Source organism: Mycolicibacterium anyangense (assembly GCF_010731855.1).
Classification (GTDB): Bacteria; Actinomycetota; Actinomycetes; order Mycobacteriales; family Mycobacteriaceae; genus Mycobacterium; species Mycobacterium anyangense.
The window spans coordinates 591,045-613,067 of sequence record NZ_AP022620.1 but is presented as its reverse complement, the minus strand read 5'-3'; the positions used below and the strand labels follow the sequence as shown (position 1 = coordinate 613,067).

The 22,023-nt window shown below is 68.4% G+C and carries 25 protein-coding genes; 7 read left to right on the top strand and 18 right to left on the bottom strand.

Translation table 11 applies throughout. The features are described from left to right. The first annotated feature begins 2 nt into the window (after positions 1–2). Positions 3–1,412, top strand: a complete 1,410-nt coding sequence (mtr, locus tag G6N35_RS02850; RefSeq protein WP_163802872.1) for a mycothione reductase — start codon at positions 3–5, stop codon at positions 1,410–1,412. 78 nt (positions 1,413–1,490) lie between these two features. Here mtr and G6N35_RS02845 read toward each other — a convergent pair whose 3' ends face one another. The 5 genes from G6N35_RS02845 to G6N35_RS02825 form a co-directional block, all read right to left on the bottom strand. Next, entirely contained in the window at positions 1,491–2,231 is a 741-nt protein-coding gene (locus tag G6N35_RS02845; RefSeq protein ID WP_163802871.1) for an energy-coupling factor ABC transporter ATP-binding protein, read from the bottom strand. Then, positions 2,228–3,004, bottom strand: coding sequence for a cobalt ECF transporter T component CbiQ (gene cbiQ, locus G6N35_RS02840; RefSeq protein WP_163802870.1), 777 nt, complete (start codon positions 3,002–3,004; stop codon positions 2,228–2,230). Before cbiQ ends, G6N35_RS02845 begins: the two co-directional genes overlap by 4 nt. A gap of 5 nt (positions 3,005–3,009) precedes the next feature. Then, on the bottom strand, positions 3,010–3,351 hold the full coding sequence (locus G6N35_RS02835) for a PDGLE domain-containing protein (RefSeq protein WP_163802869.1): 342 nt from the start codon (positions 3,349–3,351) through the stop codon (positions 3,010–3,012). Beyond that, positions 3,348–4,034: an energy-coupling factor ABC transporter permease gene (locus G6N35_RS02830; RefSeq protein WP_163807434.1), complete on the bottom strand. Its 687-nt coding sequence runs from the start codon at positions 4,032–4,034 to the stop codon at positions 3,348–3,350. Before G6N35_RS02830 ends, G6N35_RS02835 begins: the two co-directional genes overlap by 4 nt. A gap of 116 nt (positions 4,035–4,150) precedes the next feature. Continuing rightward, positions 4,151–4,483 (bottom strand): ArsR/SmtB family transcription factor, encoded by a 333-nt coding sequence (locus G6N35_RS02825; protein WP_163802868.1) that lies wholly within the window; start codon positions 4,481–4,483, stop codon positions 4,151–4,153. A 78-nt stretch (positions 4,484–4,561) separates the two neighbouring features. Between G6N35_RS02825 and G6N35_RS02820 the strand changes: the two genes are divergently transcribed. Further along, complete coding sequence (locus tag G6N35_RS02820; RefSeq protein WP_163807433.1) at positions 4,562–5,266, top strand: zf-HC2 domain-containing protein; 705 nt, start codon at positions 4,562–4,564, stop codon at positions 5,264–5,266. A 223-nt stretch (positions 5,267–5,489) separates the two neighbouring features. Here the strand turns inward: G6N35_RS02820 and G6N35_RS02815 are convergent, their stop codons facing one another. Continuing rightward, on the bottom strand, positions 5,490–5,768 hold the full coding sequence (locus G6N35_RS02815; protein WP_163802867.1) for a hypothetical protein: 279 nt from the start codon (positions 5,766–5,768) through the stop codon (positions 5,490–5,492). Between the two features lie 17 nt (positions 5,769–5,785). Here G6N35_RS02815 and G6N35_RS02810 point away from each other — a divergent pair, with 17 nt between their 5' ends. Beyond that, on the top strand, positions 5,786–6,388 hold the full coding sequence (locus G6N35_RS02810) for a hypothetical protein (RefSeq protein WP_163802866.1): 603 nt from the start codon (positions 5,786–5,788) through the stop codon (positions 6,386–6,388). 60 nt (positions 6,389–6,448) lie between these two features. On the opposite strand, the gene G6N35_RS02805 is transcribed toward G6N35_RS02810, so the two are convergent. Beyond that, a complete protein-coding gene (locus tag G6N35_RS02805) occupies positions 6,449–7,108 on the bottom strand; it encodes a DUF5134 domain-containing protein (protein WP_163802865.1) in 660 nt (219 codons plus the stop codon). 110 nt (positions 7,109–7,218) lie between these two features. On the opposite strand from G6N35_RS02805, the gene G6N35_RS02800 reads away from it, so the two are divergent. Beyond that, on the top strand, positions 7,219–9,162 hold the full coding sequence (locus G6N35_RS02800) for a cytochrome c oxidase assembly protein (protein ID WP_163802864.1): 1,944 nt from the start codon (positions 7,219–7,221) through the stop codon (positions 9,160–9,162). 7 nt (positions 9,163–9,169) lie between these two features. Here G6N35_RS02800 and G6N35_RS02795 read toward each other — a convergent pair whose 3' ends face one another. The 5 genes from G6N35_RS02795 to G6N35_RS02775 form a co-directional block, all read right to left on the bottom strand. After that, positions 9,170–9,433, bottom strand: a complete 264-nt coding sequence (locus G6N35_RS02795) for a hypothetical protein (RefSeq protein WP_163802863.1) — start codon at positions 9,431–9,433, stop codon at positions 9,170–9,172. A gap of 27 nt (positions 9,434–9,460) precedes the next feature. Beyond that, positions 9,461–10,072 carry a superoxide dismutase gene (locus G6N35_RS02790; protein ID WP_163802862.1) on the bottom strand — a complete coding sequence of 204 codons (612 nt, stop codon included), beginning with the start codon at positions 10,070–10,072 and terminating at the stop codon, positions 9,461–9,463. Between the two features lie 127 nt (positions 10,073–10,199). Then, on the bottom strand, positions 10,200–10,508 hold the full coding sequence (locus tag G6N35_RS02785; RefSeq protein WP_163802861.1) for a WhiB family transcriptional regulator: 309 nt from the start codon (positions 10,506–10,508) through the stop codon (positions 10,200–10,202). Between the two features lie 39 nt (positions 10,509–10,547). After that, positions 10,548–10,760 (bottom strand): heavy-metal-associated domain-containing protein, encoded by a 213-nt coding sequence (locus tag G6N35_RS02780; protein ID WP_163802860.1) that lies wholly within the window; start codon positions 10,758–10,760, stop codon positions 10,548–10,550. Positions 10,761–10,763: 3 nt separating this feature from the next. Then, entirely contained in the window at positions 10,764–13,013 is a 2,250-nt protein-coding gene (locus G6N35_RS02775) for a heavy metal translocating P-type ATPase (RefSeq protein WP_163802859.1), read from the bottom strand. 191 nt (positions 13,014–13,204) lie between these two features. Between G6N35_RS02775 and sigC the strand changes: the two genes are divergently transcribed. Continuing rightward, positions 13,205–13,759, top strand: coding sequence for an RNA polymerase sigma factor SigC (sigC, locus tag G6N35_RS02770; protein WP_163802858.1), 555 nt, complete (start codon positions 13,205–13,207; stop codon positions 13,757–13,759). A 32-nt stretch (positions 13,760–13,791) separates the two neighbouring features. Continuing rightward, complete coding sequence (locus G6N35_RS02765) at positions 13,792–14,328, top strand: hypothetical protein (protein ID WP_163802857.1); 537 nt, start codon at positions 13,792–13,794, stop codon at positions 14,326–14,328. Here the strand turns inward: G6N35_RS02765 and G6N35_RS02760 are convergent. The 5 genes from G6N35_RS02760 to G6N35_RS02740 are packed head-to-tail and all read right to left on the bottom strand — an operon-like array spanning position 14,273 to position 19,313. Beyond that, positions 14,273–14,995, bottom strand: coding sequence for a FadR/GntR family transcriptional regulator (locus G6N35_RS02760; RefSeq protein ID WP_163807432.1), 723 nt, complete (start codon positions 14,993–14,995; stop codon positions 14,273–14,275). The genes G6N35_RS02765 and G6N35_RS02760 overlap by 56 nt on opposite strands. Positions 14,996–15,042: 47 nt before the next feature. Beyond that, on the bottom strand, positions 15,043–15,828 hold the full coding sequence (locus tag G6N35_RS02755) for a 3-oxoacyl-ACP reductase (RefSeq protein WP_163802856.1): 786 nt from the start codon (positions 15,826–15,828) through the stop codon (positions 15,043–15,045). Continuing rightward, entirely contained in the window at positions 15,825–17,189 is a 1,365-nt protein-coding gene (locus tag G6N35_RS02750; RefSeq protein ID WP_163802855.1) for an aldehyde dehydrogenase family protein, read from the bottom strand. The genes G6N35_RS02755 and G6N35_RS02750 overlap by 4 nt, the downstream gene beginning before the upstream one ends. Beyond that, positions 17,186–17,923 (bottom strand): gamma-glutamyl-gamma-aminobutyrate hydrolase family protein, encoded by a 738-nt coding sequence (locus G6N35_RS02745; protein ID WP_163802854.1) that lies wholly within the window; start codon positions 17,921–17,923, stop codon positions 17,186–17,188. The genes G6N35_RS02750 and G6N35_RS02745 overlap by 4 nt, the downstream gene beginning before the upstream one ends. A 7-nt stretch (positions 17,924–17,930) precedes the next feature. Further along, positions 17,931–19,313, bottom strand: a complete 1,383-nt coding sequence (locus tag G6N35_RS02740; protein ID WP_281356960.1) for a glutamine synthetase family protein — start codon at positions 19,311–19,313, stop codon at positions 17,931–17,933. Positions 19,314–19,514: 201 nt separating this feature from the next. Between G6N35_RS02740 and G6N35_RS02735 the strand changes: the two genes are divergently transcribed. Next, entirely contained in the window at positions 19,515–21,086 is a 1,572-nt protein-coding gene (locus G6N35_RS02735; protein ID WP_163802852.1) for an amino acid permease, read from the top strand. An 80-nt stretch (positions 21,087–21,166) separates the two neighbouring features. Here G6N35_RS02735 and G6N35_RS02730 read toward each other — a convergent pair whose 3' ends face one another. After that, complete coding sequence (locus tag G6N35_RS02730) at positions 21,167–22,021, bottom strand: sulfurtransferase (protein WP_163802851.1); 855 nt, start codon at positions 22,019–22,021, stop codon at positions 21,167–21,169. Between the last annotated feature and the right edge of the window lie 2 nt (positions 22,022–22,023).

Genomic DNA, 22,023 nt, shown 5'->3' with positions numbered 1-22,023 from the left:
TTGTGGAGCACTTCGACATCGCGATCATCGGAACCGGTTCGGGCAACAGCGTTCTCGACGAGCGCTACGCCGACAAGAAGATCGCGATCTGCGAGGAGGGCGTGTTCGGTGGCACCTGCCTGAACGTGGGCTGCATCCCGACGAAGATGTTCGTCTACGCCGCCGAGGTGGCCGCGACGGTCCGCGACGCCACCCGCTACGGGGTCGACGCCCACATCGACGGTGTGCGCTGGTCCGACATCGTCTCGCGGGTCTTCGGGCGTATCGACCCACTGGCGTCCGGCGGTGAGCACTACCGGCGCTCCTCCCCCAATGTGACCGTCTACGACACCCATACGACGTTCGACGGCCGGACCGACGCCGGCTATCGGCTGCGCACCGCGGGTGGCGAGGAGTTCACCGCCGCGCAGGTGGTGATCGCGGCCGGGGCGCGGGCGATGGTCCCGGACGCGATCGCCGGTTGCGGGGTGGACGTCCACACCAGCGACACCATCATGCGGATGGCCGAGCTGCCCGAGCATCTGGTGATCATCGGCGGCGGATTCGTGGCGGCCGAGTTCGCGCACGTCTTCTCCTCGCTGGGATCACGGGTCACGATCGTGATCCGCGGCGGCACCATGCTGTCGCACTGCGACGACACCATCTGCGAACGGTTCACCGACATCGCGGGCAAGAAGTGGGAGATCCGCAGCCATCGCAACATGATCGGTGCGCGTACCGACGGCTCGCAGACGGTGATCGAACTCGATGACGGCTCACAGGTGACGGCGGATGCGGTGCTGGTGGCCACCGGCCGGATCCCGAATGCCGACCTGCTCAACCTCGAGTCGGTCGGCGTCGAGGTCGAAGACGGCCGGGTGCTGGTCGACGACTACCAAAGAACAACGGCCCGCGGCATTTTCGCACTCGGCGACGTCAGCTCGCCGTATCAGCTCAAGCACGTCGCCAACCACGAGGCCAGGGTGGTCAAGAACAACCTGCTGGCCGACTGGGACGACACCGCGGCCCTGATGCCGTCGAATCACCGGTTCGTGCCGTCCGCGGTGTTCACCGATCCGCAGATCGCCAGTGTGGGGTTGACCGAGAACGAGGCGCGCGCAGCGGGGTACGACATCCGGACCAAGATCCAGGATTTCGGTGACGTGGCCTACGGCTGGGCCATGGAGGACACCACCGGCTTCGCCAAGGTGATCGTGGAAGCCGGCACCGGCACGATTCTGGGCGCGCACATCATGGGCCATCAGGCCTCGTCGTTGATCCAGCCGTTGATCCAGGCGATGAGCTTCGGGCTGGCCGGCCAGGACATGGCCCGTGGCCAGTACTGGATCCATCCGGCGCTGCCGGAGGTCATCGAGAACGCACTGCTGGCGCTGTGCGGCGAGCCGCCCTGGCCGCCGGCCAAACGGCACTAGTCCCCGGCCGCGAGCAGACGCAAAATCGCACGAACAGCCCTCGAATCGTGCGATTTTGCGTCTGCTCGCGAAGAGATGTCAGTGCGTGGGAACCACGAAACCCCAGGGCAACTCCAGCCGGTGGGCGGCCAGCAGTTCGGTGTTGGACAGCACCGCGGTGACGGTGTCGTCGGCGACCACCGTACCGCGGTCCAGCACGATGGCGCGCTCGCACAGCTGCGCGGCATAGGGCAGGTCGTGGGTGACGATCAGCATGGTCGCCGGCAGCGTGGCCAGCGTCTGCGCCAACTCCCGGCGGGCCACCGGGTCGAGGTTGGCCGACGGCTCGTCGAGCACCAGGATCTCTGGTTCACACGCCAGCACCGTGGCCAGGGCCGCGCGCCTGCGCTGGCCCACCGACAGGTGCGCCGGGCTGCGTTCGGCGTGCTCGGTCATCGACACGGTCTGCAGTGCGGCGTGCACGCGGGCGGCGAGTTGCTCTCCGGTGACCCCGAAGTTGGCCGGGCCGAAGGCGACGTCCTGGGCGACGGTCGGCATGAACAGCTGGTCGTCGGGGTCCTGGAACACCAGCCCGACACGGCGGCGAATATCGCGAATAGTCTTGCGGTCCAACGTGATTCCGCTGATCTCGACGGTTCCCGAGGTGGCGGTGAGGACACCGTTGAGATGCAGCATCAGGGTGGTCTTGCCCGCCCCGTTGGGTCCGAGGATGGCCACCCGCTCACCGGGGGCGACGGTCAGGTCGACACCGTCGAGCGCGACCCGGCCGTCCGGATAACGGTGGCGCAGGCCCTGCACCCGGATCGCCGGGGTGCTCATCGCAGGATCCATGCCGCACCCGCCACCGTGATCGCGGCCGCGGCGGGCGTCAACGCACCTATCCACTGCACCGAGGTCGCCCGCGGCCGGGCACCGACGATGGCCAGCTCCGGCACCCGGCCGTCGAAACCACGCGAGGTCATTGCCAGGTACACCCGCTCACCGCGCTCATAGGACCGAAGGAACAGGGCACCAACACCTTTGGCAATGGCACCGGCCTGGTGCAGGGCACGCGGCGAGTCACCCCGGGAGATCCGCGCCATCCGCATCCGGCTGATCTCGGCCGAGAGCAGGTCGATGTAGCGGATCATCAGGACGAGCATGGAGGTGATCAGTCCGGGCACCCCGAGCCTGCTCAGCGCCAGCGGCAGTTCCCGCGCCGACGTGGTCGCGGCCACGGTCAGCGACGCGGCGACGCCCAGGGTTCCCTTGACGACGATGCCCCAGGCCGCCCACAGCCCGGCCACCGACAGCTGCAGTCCGGCGACATGAACCCGCTGGCCGCCCTCGGCGAACGGCAGCAGCACCGCCAGCACCAGGAACGGTGCTTCGATGAGCATGCGGGGCAGGATCCAGCGCAAGGGAATCCGCGCCACCCGCCACACGACGAGCACGATCACCGCGTACAGCGCGAAGGGCCAGATCATCTCCCGTGGCGTGGCGACCACCGCCAGCACGAACGCAACAAGCCCGGCGATCTTGACCTCGGCGGGCGCGTGGTGCACCACCGAGTGCCCGTCGCGGTACAGCGGATGGGAATGGCCCGCACCCATCAGCGTCAGCTCCCGGAGCGGCGGCTGCGGGCCAGCAGCCAGAACGCACCGCCGGCCAGCGCGAGCACCACCACGGCGCCGATGATCCCGGCGGCGCCCACGCTGCCGGCGTGCCCGAACACCGTGTAGTCGGCCAGCGGAGACACCGACAGGGGGTGTTCGGTGGCGTGCTGGGCGATGCACTGTCCGGTCAGCTGCTCACCGTGGTCGGTCGCCACCACCTGGCAGCCCTGCAGGGTGGCCGAGTCCAGCCCATCGGGGCTGGAGCTGGCGAAGTAGGACACCACCCCGGCGATCAGCACGATGGCCGCGGCGAACCCCGCCCAGAACCGCCAATGCCGCCTCACGCCGGGACCACCGTCTCGGTACGGGTGCGCCGCAGCAGGTACACCAGGTCCGGCCGGGCCCGGGCCACCGCCATGACGGTGACCGCGGTGATCACGCCTTCACCGATGCCGATCAGCACGTGCGTGCCCAGCATGTAGGTGGCCACCGTCGTCAACGACACCGGCGCGGCACCACCGATCGCATATTCGATGACGAAACCCATTGCTGCACAGACTGTTCCGATGACAGCAGACAGGAAGGCGACGACTCCGAGCGCCGGCACCGATCGGCCATTGCCGCGCCGGCGGACGACGGCGAACAGCAGCACCGCGGTCGAGTAGCCGGCCGCCACCCCGATCAGGGCCATGTTGGTGATGTTCATCCCGAGCGCGCTCACACCGCCGTCGGCGAACAGCAGCGACTGGACCACCAAGACGATCGCGATACACAGCACGCCGGTGAACGGGCCGACCAGGATCGCGGCCAGCGCGCCGCCCAGCAGATGGCCGCTGACGCCGGGCAGGATCGGGAAGTTGATCATCTGCACCGCGAAGATGAAAGCCGCGACCAGACCGGCCAGCGGAACGGCCCGCTCGTCGAGTTCGGTGCGCGCCCGCCAGGCGCACAAACCCACCGCCGCGATCGCCAGCGCCGCGAAGAGCACCGAGGTGGGAGCGTTCACCAGACCGTCACTCATGTGCATAGCGGTGATCTGGACGCTCAACCCGGGCTCCTCGGCTCGCAGGCACCCGTCCGGCGCCCGCATCCAACCTAGCGCCGCCGGCAGTCATCTGTCTACATGTTCAGATGAACTGTCGGTTACTCGTTGTGTGCCGCGCCGATCCAGTGCAGCAGATCGTGGACGGTGTGGTCCTCCAGCCGGTAGCTGACCAGCCGGCCGACCCGGGTCGAGGTCACCCAGCCCTGCTGACGCAGTACCCGAAGGGCCTGCGAGACGGCGTTCTCCGACCGGCCCAGCGCCGAGGCCAGGTCGCCGACGCAGATGCCGGGAGCACGGTGCAGGCAGAGCAGGATCTCCAGCCGATGTGGATCACTGAGCAGGTCGAAGCGCTGAGTCCAGCCGTGGATGTCGACGTCGGCCAGCGCCGAGGAGGCGCGTTCCACCGTCACCTCGTCGCCTGGCCCGTGCATAGCTAAGGAATCTAGTCGAGCACCGGGCCAATTCTGATCAGCTGGAACAATCGGGCCGTCGTGCGCGACTATTGGATCGTGGACTGCGAGGTCGCCAGAGAGGCGCTGTCGGCTCGGATCGACGGGGAACGCGAGCCCGTGCCGGGCCCCCGTGTCGACGAGCACGTCGCCACCTGTGACGCCTGCCGGGACTGGTACACCCGTGCCGTCGACCAGACCCAGCTACTGCGCCGACTGGCCGGCCGCTCCCAGGTGCAGGCCGTCGCCGCACCCGCCGTCCCGGCCCGACGGACGCTCCCCCTGGGCACGGCGGTGATCTGGCGACGCTGGGCGCTCGGAATCGTCGGTGGCATCCAGCTCGCCCTGGCCGCCGCGCAGGGCTTCGGCGCCAACGTCGGCACCTCGGCCGGTCACCACGCCATGATGAGCGGTCACCTCCTCAACGAGTCGACCGCATGGTCGGCGGCGCTCGGCGCGGTGATGGTGATCGCCGCACTGCGGCCGACGGCCGCCGCCGGACTGGCCGGAGTGCTGACCGTGTTCACCGCGGTCCTCACCGTTTACGTCGTCAACGATGCGATCGCCGGAGCGGTCACCGTGGACCGGATCCTGAGCCACCTTCCCGTCCTGCTCGGCACCCTGCTGGCACTGCTGGTGTGGCGCGATACCCGCACCCCCGGGCCCCAGGGCAGTGCCGAGGCCGCAGATCTGGTACTGCCCGACAACGCCGTTCGTGGACGCCGCCGCGGCCACCTCTACCCCACCGACGGCTCGGCCGCCTGATCTCGGCGGCCTGCCCCACGGCGGCGAGGAACTTTTCGCCCTACGGCACGACTGATTGTCTGTGCGGATGCTGGGAGTTGCCTGTGGGCACGCGCCACAGCCGCATACCGAATGAGTAGCTAGCCACTCCGCACACCCGATCGCGGGACCGCTACACCCTGAACTACTACACACGGTAGTAGTTCTCGACCTCAGGAGCATCCATGCAGCACAGACGAAGTCGTCACATCACACGCCTGCTCGCGGCGGCGCTCAGCGCAGGAGCGCTGACCCTGACCGCGCCCGCCGGGCCGGCGACGGCCCATCCCGGCCACGACCACGGATCCGACTCAGGCAGCGACAGCAACAGCGGTGGCGGTAGCGGGGGCAGCGCGAAGGCAGGCGGCGGCAAGACCAGCAGCTCCGGCAACAGCGGCAACGGCTCGAAGTCGGTGTGCGCCGACGGCACCACCCGCTCCGCCAGCACTCCCTGCGACTCCGCGGCCCGCTGATCCCACCTCAACGAAAGGCATCGAATCCATGACTACCGCGACCATCGCCCAGCACCGCACCTCGCATCGCTTCCTCGTCGGATCCGTCCTGGGCGCCACCGCGCTGGCCACCGCTCTCACAGTGGTCGCCCCGGGCGCAGGCACCGCGTCGGCCCACGGCTACAGCACTCCGTCGGGCGATGCCGTCGGGCGCCCGGGCTTCGGCAGCGAGAGCGCGCCGGGCAACCCGGCTCCCGGTGTCCGCATCGTGCAGGCACTCGGTGACCGGGTGTTCAACCAGAGCACGCCGTTCAACAAGGCTCTCGACGACTCAGCGCTCGGCGTGGGTTACCACACCGCCTTCGGCACACCGAATTACGACCACCCCACCCACGGATCCAACGGGACGTTCGTCAGCCTGCTCAACGGCGGCCTGATCAAGACCGCCTACGACAGCCTGCAGGCACAGGGGGTGCGACTGCCCGACGAAGCAGATCTGGACGCGACCTTGATCAGGGCGTTGTCCGGAGTGTCGGCCAGCACCACCCCGCACCGCACGACCGCGGTCACGCCGGCAGCAGCAGCCGGCAAGTCCAAGGCATGCACCGTCAAGGCGGCGAAAACCACCCTGCGGGCGCAGGGTTCCTGCTAGGACGACGCAGCTGCGGCCCGGTCGGCGACCGGGCCGCAGCGCCTACCGGATCACGAGTGCCTACAGCATCACGCCGAACATGACGGCCATGCCGATCGCCATCATCGCCTGGCTGAGCAGCCCGAGTTGATGCACCGCGTCACCGTCCGAACGCGATTGGCGCGCAGCAAGATAGCGGATCAGCCAGACCACGGCCGCAACGGCGAAGCCGATGGTGCACACCCAGTTCAGCGCGGCGATCCAGCCGGGATGCCCGGTGGCGGCGGCGGTCGAGTCCCCCATGTCCATGCCCGGCATGTCCCCCATGTCCATGCCCGGCATGCTGGCGTGCCCGCCGTGATGGCCGCCGGCGGCCGCGGACGGCGCGGACCCGGCGGGTAGCAGCCGGCCGTTCATCACCGCGTACATCCAGGCCATCGCGAGCATCATCAGCGCGTGGTAGATCGTCGCGATCCGATGGCCGGACCCCGCGGCGGTAGCGGCGATCACGATGAACCAGACCGTCGCGAGCGCAAAGAACACCATCGGCGGGATCGTCGGCAGGGCGGCACCGCGCGGCCACGCCATCACCGCCATCGCCACCGCCATGATCGCGTGTAGGGAGTAGCTGATGACGCTGGGCCACCGCCGATGCCCGACGGCGATCGCGAAGACGCACTCGGCGGCGCTCAGGACGAACAACAGCGTGACGATCCAACGCAACGTCAGATCCTGGATCACCGGGCATCCACTTTCGTCTCGGGAACGTGTCTGGAATTGGTCGAGCCGCGGCGGCCCGAAGTTCCCACCGCACGGGATTGACTACGACGAAGAGTCGTAGACTAGCGGCGATGAAGTCGAGCCGCACGGGCAGCCGACCGGCCGGCAGATGGGTCCTGGTCGGCGGATACCTCGCCATGGCCGCAGCGCTGGCGGGTTATGCGGTGGCGTCCGGAGCCGCCCGATTCCGGGAGACCGGTGACTCGTTCCCCGGCCTGCCGACCAGCATCGGTGAACTCGTGGGTCACTTCACCGCGACCCTGGCCGGTGCCGGGTGCCTGGGCGGGCTGGTGTTCATCGTGATCACCGCACGCCCCGACGAGCGGGGCCTGCTCGACGCGGACTCCTTCCGGGTTCATCTGCTCGCCGAACGCATCGCCGGGCTGTGGGTGCTGACCGCCGCGGCGATGGTGGTAGTGCAGGCGGCCGCCGATTCCGGCATCCCGGTATCCCGCCTGGTGAGCAGCGGCGCGATCGGCACCGCGGTGGGCGCATCGGAGCTGGCCCGCGGCTGGGTCGCGGTGGCGATCTTCGCCGCGGTGGTGGCGGCGGTGCTGCGGCTGACGGTGCGATGGATCTGGCATGTGGTGCTCCTGGTGCCCGGCCTTATCGCGGTGATCGCGATCGCGGTCACCGGCAACGCCGGCCAGGGTCCGGACCACGACTACGCGACCAGTGCCGTCATCGTCTTCGCGCTCGCGGCCGCGGTGCTGGCCGGGATGAAGATCAGCGCCGTGATCGCCCCGCCCCGCGACGACCTGCGGCGCCGGGTGCTCCTGGTCGAGGTGATGGCCGGCGCGGTGGGGCTGGTGTACGGCGGGCTGCTGCTGTTGCTGCTGACCGATCCCGGCTCGCTGCTGCACTCGGACTACGGGCGGTTGGGCCTGCTGGCTGCAGCGGTGCTGCTGATCACCTGGCTGGTCGACGTCACCAGGCTGCGGACGCGGGCCGAGACGCGGCGCGGTCCGGTCGGCGCGGTGGCGATGATCGTGTTCTTCGCCGCGGTGGCGGCGATGGCGGTGCAGACGGCGCCGCGCCTGCTGTCCCACAGGTTCACCGCGTGGGATGTCTTCCTCGGTTACGAGCTGCCGCAGCCCCCGAATGTGGTTCGGCTGCTGACGATGTGGCGCTTCGATGTCCTGCTCGGTCTCGGCGCGGTGGTGCTGGCCGCGCTGTACGTGGTGGCGGTGGTCCGGCTGCGCCGCCGCGGCGACGCCTGGCCGCCGGGCCGAACGGTCGCGTGGCTGTTCGGCTGCCTGGCCCTGCTGTTGGCGACCAGTTCCGGGGTTCGGGCCTATGGCTCGGCGATGTTCAGCGTGCACATGTCCGAGCACATGGCGCTCAACATGTTCATCCCGGTCTTCCTGGTTCTCGGCGCCCCGATCACCCTGGCCCTGCGGACGCTGCCCGCCGCGGCCGCCGACCAACCGCCCGGCCCGCGGGAATGGCTGCTGTGGCTGGTGCACTCACCGGTGTCGAAGTTCCTGTCCCATCCGGCCACGGCGTTCATCCTGTTCGTCGGGTCGCTGTATGCGGTGTACTTCACCCCGCTGTTCGACACCCTGGTGCGCTACCACTGGGGCCACGAGTTCATGAGCGTGCACTTCCTGATCACCGGCTACCTGTTCTTCTGGGGCATCATCGGCATCGACCCCGGACCGCGCCGGTTGCCGTTCATCGGCCGGCTCGCGCTGTTGTTCGCAGTCATGCCGTTTCACGCGTTCTTCGGCGTCGCCACCATGACCATGACCTCGATCATCGGCGAGAACTTCTACGGCCAGCTCGACTTGCCTTGGCTGTCCAGCCTGCTCGACGATCAGCATCTTGGCGGCGCAATCGCTTGGGGTTCCAGCGAATTGCCGATCATCGTGGTGGTGATCGCGCTGGTGGTGCAGTGGACGCGCCAGGACCGCAAGCTCGCCACCCGTACCGACCGGCACGCCGACGCACACTACGACGACGATCTGGACGCCTACAACGCGATGCTGCAGGAGCTGTCCAAGACGCGGCGCTGAGGACGGCCTAGGAGTCGCCCGGTGTGTGTTCGTGCCGCGACAGCGTTGATGCGATCGCCTGCAGTATCTCGGGGGTGGCCTTGCCGGTAGTGGCCTCCAATCCCATGAGCAGCAAGCTGGACAGATTAACCAAACCGGTGATCAGCCCCGGCGCCCCGCCAGGTTCGCTGAGATACTCGTCGATACGGTCATGCATGAAGTCGTCGCGCTCAGCGTGCGCCCAGGCCGTCATCACGTCGATGGCCCAGCGGGTCTTCTCGTCGTCGGCCATGATCAGAAAGCTCTGCCGGACAACGCCTTACACACCATGGCGCATGGTTGCCGCGGTGAACCGTTCCTGCACATCAGCCCAGTTCACCACGTTCCAGAATGCCGTCACGTAGTCGGCCTTGACGTTCTTGTACTGCAGGTAATAGGCGTGCTCCCACATGTCCACCTGCAGCAGCGGTGTGATCCCGGGCGGCACATTGGCTTGCTGGTCGTAGAGCTGAAATGTCAGCAGCCGGGCGCTGGCACTCTCGTATCCCAGCACCGCCCAGCCGGATCCCTGCAAACCGTTGGCGGCCGCACTGAATTGAGTCCGGAAGGCATCGAAAGATCCGAAGCCATCGTCGAGGGCGGCGGCCAGGTCCCCGGTAGGTTTGTCACCGCCGTCCGGCGAGAGGTTCTTCCACCAGATCGAGTGGTTGACATGACCGCCGAGATGGAAGGCCAGGTTCTTCTCATTGAGGAAGATCGCGCCATGATCCTCCTTGGCGCGCGCCTCCTCGAGTGTGGCCAGCGTGTCGTTGAGGCCCTTGATATAGGCCGCGTGGTGCTTGCTGTGGTGAATCTCGTTGATCTCGCCGGAGATGTGGGGCTCCAGCGCGCCGTAGTCGTAATCAAGCTCGGGTAGGACGTACTCGGCCATGAACACCCTCTCATCAGCATGTGGTCACCGTTGGGATCGCTGGCTGAAGTGGTGATCAGCGCCCGACTGCCACAATACCTGTTTATCTGAACAGATGAAGTGATCGATGCTGGATCAGTCCGTGGACTTACAACGCGATGCTGCAGGAGCTGTCCACGTCGCGGCGCGCAGGCCGCGACAGCTGCGCGCGCTCCGATGCCGAGAGACCACCCCAGATGCCGTAGGGCTCGCACGCGTTGAGGGCATGGCTCCGGCATTTGGCCAGCACGGGGCAGCCGTGGCAGAGGTTCTTGGCGATCTGTTCGCGGCGGATACGCGCGGCTCGCGGCTCGTGGTCAGGTCCGAAGAACACCGACGAGTCGGCGGCGCGGCACACCCCGCGGCGCTGCCAGTCCCATTCGTCGGCCGACGGACGCGGAAATCGTTGTCGCCTCACGCTCTATCTGGTCGTGGGGCAACGGGATTCAGTTCCCGGTCAGGCGACGACGGAGTATTCGCCCTCTTCGTCGAGGGCGGCCTGGACCTGCGCGACGGACAGGTCGGAGTCGGCCTGTACCCGCACGATCGACGGCTCGCCGAGGTCCACCGCGACGCCGCTGACGGCGGGCAGCGCCTCCAGCGCGGCGCTCACCACCCGCACGCAGCTCTGGCAGTGCAGTCCTTCGACCTTGAACGTCTGCTCCGACACCATTCAGCCTTTCCGACCGGGAGTCCCGAAGGTGCGCAGCCGCAAGCTGTTCGAGACGACGAAGAACGAGGAGAACGCCATCGCCGCACCGGCGATGAGCGGGTTGAGCAGGCCTGCCGCGGCGATCGGGATGGCCGCCACGTTGTAGCCGAAGGCCCAGAACAGGTTGACCCGGATGGTGCGCATCGTGGCGCGGGCCAGATCGAGTGCCTGCGGGACGATGTCGAGATCGTCGCGCACCAGGATGATGTCGGCCGCCCCGATCGCGACGTCGGTGCCGCGCCCGATCGCCAGGCCCAGATCCGCCGACGCCAGGGCGGGGCCGTCGTTGATCCCGTCCCCGACCATCGCGACCACCTGGCCACCGTCGCGCAGTTGCTCGATGACGTCGACCTTGCCGTCGGGCAGCACCTCGGCGATCACCTCGTCGATACCGACCTGGGCGGCTACCGCAGCCGCCGCCGAGGCGTTGTCGCCGGTGAGCAGCACCGTGCGCAATCCCCTGCTGTGCAGGTCCGCCACCGCTTGGGCCGCCGACTCCTTGACCGCGTCGGCCACCGCGACCGCACCGCACACCTCGCCGTCCACCGCGACGAAAACGACTGTCTCCCCGCGTGCTTCGCCCGCCCGCCAGAACCCCTCGAGCTCGGCACCCAATGCCGAGTCACCGCGCACCCACGACGGGCGGCCGACCGTGACATGGCTTCCCGAGACGTGACCGGTGACGCCTCGTCCGGCAGAGGAGCGGAAGTCTGCAACGTCGCGGTGGTCGGTCACCGCACCGGCGATGGCCACGGCGACAGCGTGTTCGGAGGCCGCCTCGACGGCCGCCGCCATGGCGAGCACCTCGTCGGCGACCCAGCCCGGTGCGGCGCTGATGCCGGTGACCGTGAGGTGTCCGGTGGTCAGGGTGCCGGTCTTGTCGAACACCACGGTGTCCACGGCGCGAATGGCCTCCAGCGCGCGGTAGCCCTTGAGGAAGATGCCGAGCTGGGCGCCCCGCCCCGAGGCCACCATCATCGCCGTCGGAGTCGCCAGGCCCAGGGCGCAGGGGCAGGCGATCACCAGCACCGCCAGCGCCGCCGAGAATGCGCGATCGGCACCGGCCCCGGACAGCAGCCAGCCTGCGGCCGTCACCGCGGCGATCACGAACACCGTGGGCACGAACACCGCGGCGACCTTGTCGGCCAGCCGCTGCGCGTCGGCCTTCTGCGCCTGGGCCTCCTCGACCAGACGCACCATGCCGGCGAACTGGGTGTCGGCGCCCACTGCGGCGGCCTCGACGATCAACCGGCCGTCGAGCACCACGGTGCCACCGATCACCTGACCACCGGGATGGGCTCGGGCCGGTGTTGATTCGCCGGTCATCGCGCTCACATCGATCGCCGCGCTGCCCTCGACCACCAGGCCGTCGGCGGCGATGGTCTCGCCGGGGCGCACCACGAAGCGCTGCTGTTCTTTGAGTTCGTCGGCCGGAATCACCATCTCGGTGCCGTCGGCGAGCAGAACCGTGACGTTCTTGGCGCTCAGCGCCGCCAACGCGCGCAGGGCGCTGCCGGCCCGCGACTTGGCCTTGGCCTCGAAATAGCGGCCGGCCAGGATGAACACCGTGACACCGGCGGCGACTTCAAGGTAGATCGCGTCACTGCCGAGCAGGGCGTCCCAGATCCCGTGGGTCTGGCGCTGACCGTGGCCGCCGAAGATCGTGGCCAGCGACCACAGCGTCGCCGCGGTGACGCCGACCGAGATCAGCGTCTCCATCGACGCGGTGCCGTGTCGGGCATTGCGCAGCGCGACGCGGTGGAACGGCCAGGCCGCCCAGGTGACGATCGGCAGCGCCAGCGCGGTCAATACCCAGGCCCATCCGGTAAATCGGGTGCTGGGGACCACGGCGAACATCACCGACAGATCGGCCAACGGCACGAACAGCACCGCAGCGATCGCCAGGCGGCGCAGCAGGCTGCGCGCGGTCTGCTCGTCGGGGTCGGCCATCTCGACAGGCGTCGCGCTGCGCGGCGCGGCGTCGTAGCCGGCCCTGCGCACCACCTCACACAGGTCGTCGGTGGCCACCGAATCGGCGGCGTCGATGGTGGCCACCCGGGTGGCGTAGTTCACGGTGGCGTGCACGCCGTCGACCTTGTTGAGCTTGGTCTCGACGCGGGCAGCGCAGGCCGCACAGGACATTCCCGAGACGTCGAGTTGGACCCGGCGGACGTCGGTGTCGGCGACGCCGCCGACGACGGATGCCGTCATCGTCCTCCTCGTCGATCGACAGTGTTCGGCTCGAGTCGATTGGTCGGATGCCGACGGCGTTCGGTTCCCGGGAAAAAGAAATCCCTGGTGCCGGGCGGTACGACCCCCTCCAAAGTACTCCCGGGGGTGCCGCGTCCGGTGCGACGGGCCTGGCTGTGTGGGCCCGGCGGCGATCCCCTAGTCTGCTTGTCGTGGCTGAACGCGACGACGACCAGGTGACCTCATGGGCGCTGGCCGCCGGACGCGGTGACAACGCCGCTCTCGACTCGTTCATCCGGGCCACCGAGCGCGATGTGTGGCGCACCGTCGCCTTCCTCGGCGACCCGGGCAACGCCGACGACCTGACCCAGGAGACCTACCTGCGGGCGCTGGGTTCGCTGCCCCGGTTCTCCGGGCGCTCCTCGGCCCGCACCTGGCTGCTATCCATCGCGCGACGCGTGGTGGTCGACCAGATCCGGCGCAACCAGGCCCGCCCCCGCAACGCGGGCTACACCGTCGACCTCGATCAGGTACTCGACACCCGCCGCAGCGCGGCCCGCTTCGAGGACATCATCGAGATCCGGCTGCTGCTCGACGGCCTGGACGAGGATCGCCGGCAGGCGCTCATGCTCACCCAGGTGCTCGGGCTGTCCTATGCCGAAGCCGCCGAGGTCTGCGGGTGCCCGGTGGGCACCATCCGCTCTCGGGTGGCCCGGGCCCGCGATGAGCTGATGGTCGCCGCCAACCGCGACGACCAGGTGGGCTGAGCCGGGAACCCCGACGCCTCGGGATCCGACCAGTGAACGTGCCCACCCGCAGCCACGGCCACCTGGACGCAATGTTCCGGCGTATCGAGCGCCAGGTGCTCGACGACATCTGGATCAGTCGGCGCCGCGCCCGCGCCACCGGCGTGGCGGTTGCGGTCCTGACGGTGGCGGCGCTGTTGGGCTGGTCAGATGTGCACACCCGCGCCATGCGCGCAACGCCGGGCATCGCGATCTGTTCGGTGGCGCTGACACTGTTCAGCGCGACAGCCGTGCTGTCCTCGATCGCCCTGCTGCGCAGGCAATTTCGCTGGTGCACCGGGGCCGCCTACAGTGGCGGGCTGGGCACCGCGGCCGGCCTGGGCGTGGTGTGGTGGCACCAGACCACACCGTCTACCCAGTGCCCGGGCCCGGGTCCGTGGATGGTGGCCGGCGTGCTGTCCTGCGCAGCGCTCACCCTGCTGTGGCTGCGGGCCGTCCTCACACCGCTGGACCGGTCACAGCCCGATCTGCGACTCAGTCCAGGAAGCCGTGCAGCAGCGCGGCAGACCCCGCGACGTGGGCCCGCATAGCCGACTCGGCCGCCGCGACGTCACCGGCGAGGATCGCGATAACGATCGCTTCGTGCTGCTCGTCGGAGTGAGTGATGTTGCGCCGCAACAACGGAATCTGATCCAGCAGCGCATTGAGCCGCATCCGGTTCTCGGCGACCAGGGGCACCAGCGACGGTGAGCCGGCGGCTTCGGCGATCGCCAGATGCAACCGCGAATCCAGCCGCCGGTAGTCGTCGGGGGCGGCGGCTCGCACATCGGCCAGCCGCGACCACAGGCCTTCCCGCTCGGCCGCGGTCAGGGTGCGGCTGGCGGCCATCCGGGCGGCACCGACTTCGAGGATCTCGCGCAGCAGCAGCGCGTCGTCGAGGTCGGCCCGATTGACCCGGACCGCTTCGTCGCTCGGGGCGGGCAGTTCCTCGGCCAGGAAGGTTCCGCCGTAGCGGCCGCGCCGCGACACCAGGTAGCCGGCGTCGGCCAGCGACTTGATGGCCTCACGCACGGTGTCGCGGCTGACGCCGAGCCGGGCGGCCAGTTCCCGCTCTGGCGGCAGCGAGTCCCCCGGAGCGAGCACACCGAGCCGGATGGTCTGCAACAGCCGGCTCACAGTGTCCTCGAAGGCGTTACCGGGCCGCACCGGACGCAGCAGCGCCTCAGAGGCCTGCTGCGGTTCCGGTGCTCCGACCAACTCCGGAGTCGCTTCGCTCCTGCCCGCCGCGGTCACGGTGTCATCCCCTACAGCGGTGTCACGTAGGCCGAGCTGATGCCACCGTCGACCAGGAACGTCGACCCGGTGATGAACGAGGAGTCGTCACTGGCCAGGAACGCCACCGCCGCGGCCAGTTCCTCGGGCTCGGCGAAGCGCCCCAACGGGATGTGCACCAGCCGCCGCGCCGCCCGCTCGGGATCTTTGGCGAACAGTTCCTGCAACAGCGGGGTGTTGACCGGTCCGGGGCACAGCGCGTTCACCCGGATGCCCTGCCGGGCGAACTGCACACCGAGCTCGCGCGACATCGCCAGCACGCCACCCTTGGAAGCGGTGTAGGAGATCTGCGAGGTGGCCGACCCCATCACCGCGACGAACGAAGCGGTGTTGATGATCGATCCCTTCTTCGCGGGCACCATGTGCCGCAGCGCCGCCCGGCAGCACAGGTAGACGCTCTTGAGATTGATGTCCTGCACCTTCTGCCAGGCCGGCAGTTCGGTGTTCTCGATCAGGTCGTCATCCGGCGGCGAGATGCCGGCGTTGTTGAACGCGATGTCCACCGAGCCGTGGGTGGCCGCGGCGGTGTCGAAGAGGTTGTTGACGGCATCCTCGTCCGAAACATCGACCTGGACAAAGGTTCCGCCCAGTTCGTCGGCGACATCCTTACCGGTGGTGGGATCGATGTCGCCGACCACGATGGTGGCGCCCTCGGCGTGCAACCGCCGGGCGGTGGCCAGCCCGATACCGCTGGCGGCACCGGTGATGACGGCGACCTTGCCGGACAGCCGTTGGGTCAGATCGACTTTCGAGGTCATGCTTCTCCGATCGCGAAAAAGACGTTCTTGGTTTCCGTGAAGTGCAGCGGGGCGTCGGGACCGAGTTCACGGCCGAGCCCGGACTGCTTGAACCCCCCGAACGGGGTGTTGTACCGCACCGACGAGTGCGAGTTCACGCTGAGGTTACCCGCCTCCACCGCGCGCGAGACCCGCAGGGCACGAGACAGGTTGTCGGTCCAGATCGAACCGGACAGACCGTATTCGGTGTCGTTGGCCAGCGCGATGGCGTCGGCCTCGTCCTCGAAGGGCAGCACGGTGACCACGGGTCCGAAGATCTCCTCGGTCACGGTGCGGTCGGTGCGCGACGGGGTCAGCACCGTCGGGGGGAACCAGTACCCGGGCCCCTCGGGCGCCGAGCCACGGAAGGCCACCGGGGCGTCGTCGGGGACGTAGGCGGCCACCGAGTCGAAGTGCTTGCGCGACACCAACGGACCCATCTCGGTATCCCGGGCGGCCGGGTCACCGACGACCAGCCCCTTCACCGCGGGTTCGAGCATCTCCATGAACTTGTCGAACACGCTGCGCTGCACCAGGATCCGGCTGCGGGCACAGCAGTCCTGCCCGGCGTTGTCGAACACCCCGTACGGCGCCGTGGCGGCGGCCTTCGCCAGGTCGCAGTCGTCGAACACGATATTGGCGCTCTTGCCGCCGAGTTCCAGGGTCACCCGCTTGACCTGGGCGGCGGCCCCGGCCATCACCTTCGTGCCGACCTCGGTGGAACCGGTGAACACGATCTTGCGGATGTCGGGGTGGCTGATGAAGCGCTCCCCCACCACCGATCCCCGGCCCGGCAGCACCTGGAACAGGTTGGCGGGCAGGCCCGCCTCCAGCGCCAACTCGCCAAGCCGGATCGAGGTGAGCGGCGTCCATTCGGCGGGCTTGAGCACCACCGCATTGCCGGCCGCCAACGCCGGGGCGAACCCCCACACCGCGATCGGCATCGGGAAGTTCCACGGGGTGATCACCCCGATCACGCCCATCGGCTCGTTGAACGTGACGTCGAGGCCGCCGGCCACCGGAATCTGCTTGCCGGACAACCGCTCCGGGGATGCCGAATAGAACTGCAGAACGTCTCGGACGTGTCCGGCCTCCCATTCCGCGGCCCCGATCGGATGCCCGGAGTTCGCCACCTCGAGGGCAGCCAGTTCACCGACGTGGGTGTCGACGATCGCTGCGAAGGCCCGCAGCGCGGCGGCCCGTTCGGCGGGTGCCTGTGCGGCCCAGGCTTTCTGGGCCACCTTGGCCCGCGCGATCGCGTCGTCGACACCGGCGACGTCGGTCAACTCGACGCTGCGCAACACCTGCTCGGTGGCGGGATTGATCAGCTCAGTAGCGGTCACAGGTCAACTCTCTCCGTCGTGTATGCCCGCGCGGCGTCCACCAGTCCGGCGAACACCCGCAGGTCGTCCAGGGTTTCCTCGGGATGCCACTGCACGGCGAGCACGAAGTCGTCGCCGGGCATCTCGACGGCTTCGATCACGCCGTCGGTGTCTCGGGCGCTGACCACCAGTCCGTCCCCAAGGCGGTCGATGGCCTGGTGGTGGTAGCACTGCGCAGTCGTGTCCGCGCCGATCAGTCCGGCCAGCCTGCTGCCGGCCACGGCGCGGATCGAGGACGTACCGAACACGGCGTTGCCCTGCTGATGACGGGCGTGCCCGACGATATCGGGCAGGTGCTGATGCAGCGTGCCGCCCAAGGCGACGTTGAGTACCTGCGCGCCGCGGCAGATGCCGAGCACCGGCAGGCGCCTGCGCAGCGCGGCGCCGATCAGGGCGAACTCCCAGACATCGCGGCCGCAATCCGGCTCGTCGGTGGTCGGGTGCGGATCGTGCCCGTAGGACGACGGGTCGACGTCCCTACCGCCGGTGACGATCAGGCCGTCGATCCTGTCGAGGATGCGGTCGGCGATGTCGGCGTCCACCGGTTGCGGCGGCAGCAGTGCGGGGATGCCGCCGGCCAGCGTCACCCCCTCGAGGTAGATGCCCGGCAGGAAGGCGGCCCGCTTGTCCCAGATACCCGACTTCGCCTGTTGCAGATAGGTGGTCAGGCCGATCACCGGACGTAGCCCGGTCACAGCGGAATCAGAGGCGTTCAAAACCACGTACCCTCTCCCAGTCGGTCACCGCGGAGTTGAACGCCGCCAGTTCCACGCGGGCATTGTTGAGGTAGTGCTCGACGACCTCGTCGCCGAACGCCTCCCGCGCCACCGCGGAGGATTCGAAGAGTGCGGCCGCCTCGGCCAGCGTGGTCGGAAGCTTCTCGGCGCCACTGGTGTAGGCGTTGCCGGCGAACGCGTCCGGGAGCTCCAGACCCTGGTCGATACCGTGCAGACCACCGGCCACCAGGGCGGCCACGGCCAGATACTGGTTGACGTCCCCGCCGGGGGCGCGGCATTCCATCCGCATCGAGTGTCCGTGGCCCACCACCCGCAGCGCGCAGGTGCGGTTGTCCAGCCCCCACGCGATCGCGGTGGGCGCAAAGCTGCCTTCGACAAATCGCTTGTAGGAGTTGATGTTCGGCGCGTAGAACAGGGTCAGCTCGCGCAGCGTGGCCAGCTGTCCGGCGATGAAGCTGCGGAACATCGGTGACATGCCGAGCGGCTCGTCGGCGTCGGCGAACACCGGGCTACCGTCGGTGCCGCGCAGCGAGATGTGGATGTGACAGCTGTTGCCTTCGCGCTCATCGAATTTCGCCATGAACGTCAGGCTCTTGCCGTGCTGGTCGGCGATCTCCTTGGCGCCGTTCTTGTAGATGGTGTGGTTGTCACAGGTGACCAGGGCACTGTCGTAGCGGAACGCGATCTCCTGCTGGCCGAAGTTGCACTCGCCCTTGACGCCTTCGCAGTACATCCCCGCGCCGTCCATACCCAGCCGGATGTCGCGCAGCAGTGGCTCCATCCTGGTCGAGGCGTGGATGGCGTAGTCGACGTTGTAGTCGGTGGATTTCGTCAGGCCGCGGTAGCCTGCCGCCCACGCCTCACGGAAGGTGTTGTCGAACACCATGAATTCCAGCTCGGTGCCGACGAAGGCCTCCAGGCCACGCTGGGCCAGCCGGTCGAGCTGGGCGCGCAGGATGCTGCGCGGCGCCGCGGGCACCGGGCCGCCGTCGACGAACGACAGGTCGGCCATCACCAGAGCGGTGCCGGGCAGCCAGGGCAGCAACCGCAGCGTCGAGAAGTCCGGGGTCATCACCATGTCGCCATAGCCGGACTCCCAGCTCGACATGGCGTAACCGTCGACGGTGTTCATGTCGACATCGACGGCCAACAGATAGTTGCAGCACTCGGCGCCGTGCGCGGCGACCTCCTCGACGAACAGCCGGGCTGCGACCCGCTTGCCGGTCAGCCGGCCCTGCATGTCGGCGAAGGCGACAATCACGGTGTCGATCTCCCCGGCGGCCACCAGGGCCTCCAGGTCGACCTGAGTCAGCAGCCCGGACCGACGGGCACCACCAGCAGGCGTCACGCGCGTCCCCTTCGACGATGAATGTTTCGGAAAGTCAACCATTAGGGCTCATCCACCGGTGCGCCCTGCCACCAGATTTACATAAACGTCACTCCAAAGGTAGGACACCAGACCAATAGCACTCTAAAGTCCCTACCCAGAGGGCGCCGGTCGACGCCTCCCTGCCAGCAACGCCCAGAACGGATCAGAAGGAGAATCGCTGTGCCAGAGGGCCACGAAATACTCGACGAGGACGAACGACACCTCGCGAGCCTCGGTTACTCCCAGGAACTACATCGGTCCTGGTCCAGTTTTTCCAACTTCGCCATCTCGTTCTCGATCATCTCGATCCTGGCGGGTTGCTTCACCTCGTTCGGCCTCGGCTGGAACAACGGCGGTCCGGCCGCCATCGCCTGGGGCTGGCCCATCCTGTCGGTCTTCATCCTGTTCATCGGGTTGTGTATGTCCGAGCTGGTGTCGGCGTACCCGACGTCCGGCGGAATCTATTGGTGGGCAGCCAAACTCGGCGGCCCCAAGGCCGGGTACTACACCGGCTGGCTCAATCTGGTTGGCCTGATCGCCATCCTGGCGTCGGTGGCCTACGGCTCTGCGACGTTCCTGGACCTGACACTGGGCACGTTCAGCGAGAGCTGGCTGGCCGGCTACAGCCTGACCCGCACCTTCATCATCTTCCTGGTGATCCTGGTGATCGTCGCGGTCATCAACATCTTCTCCAGCCACCTGCTGGCGGTCATCAACAACATCTCGGTGTGGTGGCACGTCATCGGCGCTGCCGCCGTGATCGTCATCCTGTGGGCCATCCCTGCGCAGCACGCCAGCTTCTCGACGGTGTTCGCCACCACGGTCAACAACACCGGGTTCTTCGGCGGCTCGACCTCCGGGATCGGGTTCCTGATCTTCGTGCTGCCGATGTCGGCGATCCTGACCCAGTACACGATCACCGGGTACGACGCCTCGGCGCACCTCTCCGAGGAGACCAAGAGCGCCGCCGACGGCGCTGCCAAGGGTATCTGGCGCTCGATCTTCTACTCGGCGATCGGCGGCTGGATCCTGCTGCTGACCTTCCTGTTCGCCGTCCAGGACGTCGATGGCGTCACCAAGGGTGGCGGCGCGGTGGCCACCATCTTCGCCCAGGCGATGGACTCCAAGTGGGTGGCGATCGTGCTCTTCATCTCGACGGCCGGTCAGCTGTTCTGCACCACCGCCTGCCAGACCAGCGCCTCGCGCATGCTGTTCGCCTTCAGCCGCGACCGCGCGGTGCCCGGCCATCAGCTGTGGTCGAAGGTCAACGCCAACAAGGTGCCGGCCAACGCGGTGATGATCACCGCCGGCATCGCCGCCATCCTGACGCTGCCCGCCCTGGTCGAGGTCGACATCAACGGCGCTCCGGTGCCGATCGCCTTCTTCGCGGTGGTCTCGATCGGCGTGGTCGGTCTGTACCTGTGCTTCGCCGTCCCGATCTATTTCCGCTGGAAGGCCGGCGATTCGTTCCCGCTGGGCAAGTGGAACCTGCGCGGTCACCACAAGTGGATGGCCCCGCTGGCGCTGGTCGAGATCATCGTCACCTCGATCATCGCCATGTTCCCGACGTCCATCAGCGGTGCGCCGTGGGATGCCAGCTTCGAATGGAAGTTCGTCAACTACACCCCGCTGGTGGTGGGCGGTGTGCTGATCCTGTTGTGGATCTACTGGCACGCTTCGGTCAAGAAGTGGTTCACTGGCCCGATCAAGCAGGTGGATGTCACCGGTGAAGAACTGGAGGGGGTTTCCTAGCCAAGGAGACGTCATTTCCAGGCCCGCCGTGAGGCGGGCCCCGCGCCCCTCGTGCCTTTCGGCCGAGGGGCGCGGTTTATCTAGGCCACCGTCAGGGCGGTGTCGGGATCAGCGGCCCACTGCTCGAGCGACCCGTCGTAGATGCGGATGTCGGCGATGCCGGCCACCGTCAGGGCCAGCGCATTGAGGCTCGCCGAGATACCGCCACCGCAGTAGAGGACCACCGGGTACGACGAGATTCCCGCATAGGCCCTGCGCAGCGCCTCGGCGGGCAGCAACAGCCCGTCCGGGCCGACATGGGCCCGCGCCGGGACGTTGACACTTCCGGGAATGTGGCCGCGCCGTCGGTAGCGGGACGCGACCGTACCCGCGAACGCCTCGGCGGCCAGCCCGCACACCAGGGTCCCCGGTGCGCGGCCCGCCGCGATCGCGGCGACCTCCGCCTGATCGGCCCAGACGTCGAGGGCCCGCTCCGGGGTCCACGGGTCGGCCGGCTCACGCTGTGGCCCGCTGCGGGATGCCACCGGATACTGCGACAGCCAGGCCGGCAGGCCGCCGTCGAGCACCCGCACGTCGATGCCGATCCAGCGCAGGGTCCACCACAACCGGGCGGCCCACAGCATGTCGCCGCGGTCGTAGGCCACCACCGTGGTGTTCCGGCCGATGCCCCGCCGGGCCAGCCGGGCGGCCAGCTCGGCCGGCTCGGGTACGGCGAAGTGGTAGTCGGCGGTGCGGTCGTGGAGTTCGGCGACCAGGTCCAGGTGGATCGAGCCGGGAATGTGGGTCTGGGCCCACAGCGGGCGTCCGGAATGTGCCTGGTGGTCGCCGTCGAAACGTGGACTCGGCAGGTCCACCGAGGCGTCTGCCACCACCACGTCCGCGTCCCCGTGCCGGCGTAGCGCCGCCAGCTCTGCCACCGAGATCAGGTCGGCCATCT

Excerpts from the sequence above, each read along its gene's own strand:
- G6N35_RS02845 (WP_163802871.1), bottom strand. The coding sequence starts at position 2,231 with ATGAGCACCCCGGCGATCCGGGTGCAGGGCCTGCGCCACCGTTATCCG.
- cbiQ (WP_163802870.1), bottom strand. The coding sequence starts at position 3,004 with ATGGGTGCGGGCCATTCCCATCCGCTGTACCGCGACGGGCACTCGGTG.
- G6N35_RS02830 (WP_163807434.1), bottom strand. The coding sequence starts at position 4,034 with ATGCACATGAGTGACGGTCTGGTGAACGCTCCCACCTCGGTGCTCTTC.
- G6N35_RS02825 (WP_163802868.1), bottom strand. The coding sequence starts at position 4,483 with ATGCACGGGCCAGGCGACGAGGTGACGGTGGAACGCGCCTCCTCGGCG.
- G6N35_RS02810 (WP_163802866.1), top strand. The coding sequence starts at position 5,786 with ATGACTACCGCGACCATCGCCCAGCACCGCACCTCGCATCGCTTCCTC.
- G6N35_RS02800 (WP_163802864.1), top strand. The coding sequence starts at position 7,219 with ATGAAGTCGAGCCGCACGGGCAGCCGACCGGCCGGCAGATGGGTCCTG.
- G6N35_RS02795 (WP_163802863.1), bottom strand. The coding sequence starts at position 9,433 with ATGGCCGACGACGAGAAGACCCGCTGGGCCATCGACGTGATGACGGCC.
- G6N35_RS02790 (WP_163802862.1), bottom strand. The coding sequence starts at position 10,072 with ATGGCCGAGTACGTCCTACCCGAGCTTGATTACGACTACGGCGCGCTG.
- G6N35_RS02775 (WP_163802859.1), bottom strand. The coding sequence starts at position 13,013 with ATGACGGCATCCGTCGTCGGCGGCGTCGCCGACACCGACGTCCGCCGG.
- G6N35_RS02755 (WP_163802856.1), bottom strand. The coding sequence starts at position 15,828 with ATGACCTCGAAAGTCGATCTGACCCAACGGCTGTCCGGCAAGGTCGCC.
- G6N35_RS02730 (WP_163802851.1), bottom strand. The coding sequence starts at position 22,021 with ATGGCCGACCTGATCTCGGTGGCAGAGCTGGCGGCGCTACGCCGGCAC.